At 49.0% G+C, this 4,419-nt stretch carries 5 protein-coding genes and 1 pseudogene; 2 read left to right on the top strand and 4 right to left on the bottom strand.

What is annotated here, in order from left to right; all coding sequences use genetic code 11:
* Positions 1–209: 209 nt before the first annotated feature.
* The 4 genes and pseudogenes from AC2VLY_RS14330 to AC2VLY_RS14315 form a co-directional block, all read right to left on the bottom strand.
* The gene (locus AC2VLY_RS14330) at positions 210–959 is read right to left on the bottom strand and encodes a putative inorganic carbon transporter subunit DabA (RefSeq protein ID WP_486893441.1); all 750 of its coding nucleotides are present in this window, start codon (positions 957–959) and stop codon (positions 210–212) included.
* Between the two features lie 18 nt (positions 960–977).
* Positions 978–2,321, bottom strand: coding sequence for a proton-conducting transporter transmembrane domain-containing protein (locus tag AC2VLY_RS14325; RefSeq protein WP_486893442.1), 1,344 nt, complete (start codon positions 2,319–2,321; stop codon positions 978–980).
* 122 nt (positions 2,322–2,443) lie between these two features.
* Positions 2,444–3,442 carry a LysR family transcriptional regulator gene (locus AC2VLY_RS14320; protein ID WP_486893444.1) on the bottom strand — a complete coding sequence of 333 codons (999 nt, stop codon included), beginning with the start codon at positions 3,440–3,442 and terminating at the stop codon, positions 2,444–2,446.
* Between the two features lie 15 nt (positions 3,443–3,457).
* A pseudogene (locus tag AC2VLY_RS14315) lies at positions 3,458–3,580 on the bottom strand (IS1595 family transposase); the annotation flags it as partial.
* Positions 3,581–3,738: 158 nt separating this feature from the next.
* Here AC2VLY_RS14315 and AC2VLY_RS14310 point away from each other — a divergent pair.
* Both AC2VLY_RS14310 and AC2VLY_RS14305 read left to right on the top strand, forming a co-directional pair.
* The gene (locus AC2VLY_RS14310; protein WP_486893446.1) at positions 3,739–3,999 is read left to right on the top strand and encodes a hypothetical protein; all 261 of its coding nucleotides are present in this window, start codon (positions 3,739–3,741) and stop codon (positions 3,997–3,999) included.
* Between the two features lie 77 nt (positions 4,000–4,076).
* Positions 4,077–4,419 (top strand): sigma-70 family RNA polymerase sigma factor (locus AC2VLY_RS14305; RefSeq protein ID WP_486893447.1); only part of this gene is annotated, 343 nt, incomplete at its 3' end.

Genomic DNA, 4,419 nt, shown 5'->3' with positions numbered 1-4,419 from the left:
GTAAGGTGCTGGCTCAGCGCATTGTTTCTGATATGCAGGGTAAAACCCAACATCCCCATGATGGGTCCACATCGACCCTGCTGGAACGCTATTTGCGGCGACGTGGCCACTGATTTTTGTATTGCGGTTTACCTGCGATTGAATGGTTCCTTTCCCGAATCCCTCTTCAATGCTGATTGATAAAATGGATATTAACTCCCTGTAAACAGTCAGCACATCAAAACCCACCGATTTTGTGCGCGACGCTCCAAAAGACTGCCATCGGGAGCAATTTGCACAATAGTGAGCCAGCGATTATCAACAAGCTGGCCCAGAATCGCGCTATTCCCGATGATGCGATCCATCACCTCCGTTGGCGCTTCAATGAAAGCGGACAAACGCAAAGGCTCGTGCTGAAGCCCGCCGTTACTATCCCGCAAGGACTGTTCAGAAAGACCGATACGTAGATCCCCCCCGTTTCCTTCCAGAACCCCGATAGTGCCTCCCACCACGTTATGCAGCACCTTGTTCCCACAGCCCTGGCGCTGGTTATCCACAATAGAGCCGTAATACTGCATGTTGATCCAGTTGGCCACAATCAGCGGTGCCGTCATAATCAGCGTCAAAACTGCAAAATCCGGATCTTTGGCTACATCGTAGTCGTGAAGAAAAGCGCGCCCTCCCAGGTTCATTTCCCGCGTGCGCCAGCGTGGAGCAGCGATGAAAGCGGCGTTACCCGCCAATGCCCATTCGGGACGGACCTGCGACCAGTCGCGGCCCCGGAAGTTCATGTTTTTGGCGACAGCGTCCTGATCCTGCAGATTAGCCTCCAGGCGCAATATCCTTTCCAGTCGGGTAAGGTTGGCTGCCTTAGCCAGCGCCTCACGTACTTCTTCGAGAAGCGGGTTGTCCAGTCTGGGGTTATTCCACTCACCCAAAATCTCCACCCGATCCGTAGTGGTATCGTGCAGCGCCGGCACAAAGCAGGTATTAGGCTTTTAGGTAAATCCCATGCTTATGGCAACGATTAAGGACGTAACCCGATCAGGCATCGTGCTGAACAGAAAGCCCCTGATCATGATCTGCGAGATAGCTATGGCGACAATCATCACCAATGCGAACCAGGTCGGATTTTGGAGTGGATTTTCTCCGAAAAGCCATGCACCTCCCCCGGCAATCAGCGCTCCCAGCACCGTCGCCAATAGCCATGAACCCATGCCGGGTATTTTCTTGCCCCCGGGTGGTACTTGCCTTAATTGATCGGTGACACTGCCCGAAGACAGAAAGGCATGTGCCTTGTAAAGCGAGTGACCCGTCAAGTGCAGCAATGCCAGAGGGAACAGGCCAAGACCCAATTCCAATGACATGAATCCCAGTTGCGCCGTAGTTGACCAAGCCAGCATGGATTTGATGGAAGTCTGGGTAGTCATGACCAGCGACGCAATAATCACCGAAGCAAGGCCCATGAAACCCAGTAAAATCAGTGCATCAGGGACGCGTATCAAGAGCGAACTGGTGCGAAGGGCTATAATGGCACCACTATATACCACGCCCGCGTGCATCAAAGCGGATACCGGGGTCGGTGCCTCCATGACCTGAATCAACCAGCCTTGAAAAGGAAAATGAGCGCTTTTCAGAATCACTGCCATCACAATCAACCAGGCAGCCAGCTGCAAAGCCCAGGGAATACTTTCCGAGTGCTCCACAAAGTAACGGATGGAAGCAAACTGGAGGCTGCCAACTTGCTGCCCGATGAGCAGGGTAGCCGCCACCAGGGCCATATCGGCGGCTCTGGCAAAAAGCGACTTTTTATGCGCAGCCATGATCGCTTTGGGCCGGTCAGCGTAAAACTTCAAGAGCTTGTTCAGGCTGAACCCCATGATGATAATGCCCAGGGTAAACAGGCCGATATTTCCTGAAACCACAGCGATCAGAAAAAAACCACCCGTAAGCGCAAGCAGGCGAAAAAAACGGGCTTGATGAGGATCACCATCCAGATAGCCGACGCTGTACTGCGCAATCATGATAATCACGAAAGATACCAGAGTGGCCAGGAGCAAAGTCAAACCATTGACGGCAATTGACAAGGGAAAATCAAAATGCAGAACGGCAAGAGGAATTTCCGTGATGATCAGATCACTTCGTGCGCCCCAAAAAAAACCAATATCTGCAGCTATTGCTATCGCCAAGGCGGAGATCGCCGCCCAACGTACGCGGTAACGATAAGACAGAGCGGATTGTCTTGTCGTCCGCGCATTGGGAATGGCGGCTACAATCAGTCCGGCAGGCAATGCTGCCAGCAACGCTCCTGTAAGCCAGGGAATGGAACCTATTGAAAACATACTTACCTCCAGGGTTCAAATGACCGAGGAAGACAGTAATAAAATTTTAATATTTATTCTAATTTAATATATAAATTATATATATTTACTTTTATAAATATATCAAGTCCGCGCGGAAATTGTTAGAGATATCGAGCCAGTTCAGGCCATAACTGCACGAGACGATTAGTAATGAAGGGTTCCTGAGAAACAGAGAAGTCCAAAAATTTTCCTGCTGTTAGGGAGAGTTGCCGGTTTCGGGGATAGACCAAAAACCATTTACGCAAGATGGGAAACTGTTCCGTCTCGAGGACCTCAATGGGGCCACTGGTTCCTTCCAGTGCCAGTGAATGAATGGAGAGAATGGATATTCCCAGACTGCTTGCTACAGCATGCTTGATCGCTTCATTGCTGCTGAGCTCCATAGTGATCCGGGGCCGCAAGCCTTGTTCCTCAAATAGGCGCAAGTAAGCATGCCGCGTTCCTGACCCCGGTTCCCGGATGAGAAAGGGAGTTTCTGCAACAGCGTGCAGTGGGACAGGTTTTTTTTGACGGGTAAGAGGGTGTCCTCGCGGTACCATGACCGTCAGGGGATTCAATGCAAAAGGAATAGCCTCTACATCAACCTCGTTGTCGGGTACCTGTCCCATGACATAGAGATCATCTTCCCCATTCTGGATGCGTTGAATGATTTCATCGCGATTGCTGACTGTCATGGCAAACTCGATGCCGGGAAATTGCTGACCGAAAGCCGCCAGTAGCTCCGGAGCAATATATTTGGCAGTAGTCACCACACCCAAGCGTAATTTTCCCCGACGTATTCCCTTGCGATCAGCAAGTTGTGTTTCCAGGTTTTCAAAAGTACGAAATAGCTCCCGGCAGGCTGCATACAGATCCTGACCGGCATCAGTGGGTCGAATTTCTTTTCCGCTTGATTCAAATAAAGGAAGCCCTATCGCTTCTCCTAGTTTTTTCATTTGCAAGGAGATGGTTGGCTGTGCCAGAAAGAGCTCATCCGCTGCCTTGGTAAAACTTTTCATGCGAATAACCGTAGAAAAAATCTGCAATTGCCGAAAAGTCACATGGCGCAAAAGCGAATGAAAGGATCGGGATTTGTTTTCTCGATTTTGCTTGTTATCCATCTAATAATTTCCTAATTAACACAATGAGTCTGCTGAGCGGAGCCAGTGCTCGAGCCTTGGTCCGGTGTTGACGGCAGTACGAAGCAAACTCATGGGTAACGTAGTCAGATTAAAACGGCGGTTGAAGCGATAAGTCATGAGGGACTTTCACCCTTACGCGCGGGATCCAGGATTTGCCGTTAACCTCAACGTAATAGATTACCCTATCAATAATTATCGTTATGTCTTTGTAGGCAATAACATTACAATTATATGTAATGATGAAATTATTAATTACCTCCGCTAGGAGAATGCCCGTGAACCTGCAAAGTCACAAAACAACCGAGGACTCCTGTTTAACATACGATGTGCTATCTCCTCAAGATGGTCAGATGTTGCTCGACTTTGGGATCAGCGAAACAGACTGGAAGGCTCTCATTGATCATAGGGGTAACAAAACGAAGGCATTCGCCTGGATAGAGTCCCGATTGCAAGAAGTGTGCACTTTACGTCGTGAAGCACAAAGAAGTTATTTGCGCGTGATGCTCAACAATTTGATGTATAGCGATAAACAATAACTTGGCATCTTCTGGATCCGCAAGGAAATCAAAGAGTAGTGGCGAGCGAAAACTATCTGTGATTTCAAAAGGCAAAGATGAAAGAAAATATCGAAGAATCATCCAATACAGATTCAATCCACTGCTACCTGAGAGAAATCCGTCAGCAAGGGTTAATGACTGCAGCAGAAGAGGTTGCTCTTGGTCGGCAGGTCCAGGCCGGAGACATGGATGCTAGAAACATGATGATCGTCAGTAATCTCCGTCTGGTGGTCAATTTGGCCAAGCGTTATGTACGACATGATTTTCCACTTCTGGATTTGATTGAAGAAGGAAATCTGGGTCTGATGCGTGCGGTTGAAAAATTTGATCCCGAAAAAGGCTTTCGTTTCTCGACTTATGCTACCTGGTGGATTCGTCAGAGTATCGAGAGAGCCATAA

This window comes from Acidithiobacillus sp. TH-A36, assembly GCF_057473445.1.
Note: the sequence above shows the minus strand (reverse complement) of the source record. Positions and strands in the feature narration are given on the sequence as shown.

What these genes read in the sequence shown, in the direction of transcription:
- AC2VLY_RS14325 (WP_486893442.1), bottom strand. Translation starts at nt 2,321, where the DNA reads ATGTTTTCAATAGGTTCCATTCCCTGGCTTACAGGAGCGTTGCTGGCA.
- AC2VLY_RS14320 (WP_486893444.1), bottom strand. Translation starts at nt 3,442, where the DNA reads ATGGATAACAAGCAAAATCGAGAAAACAAATCCCGATCCTTTCATTCG.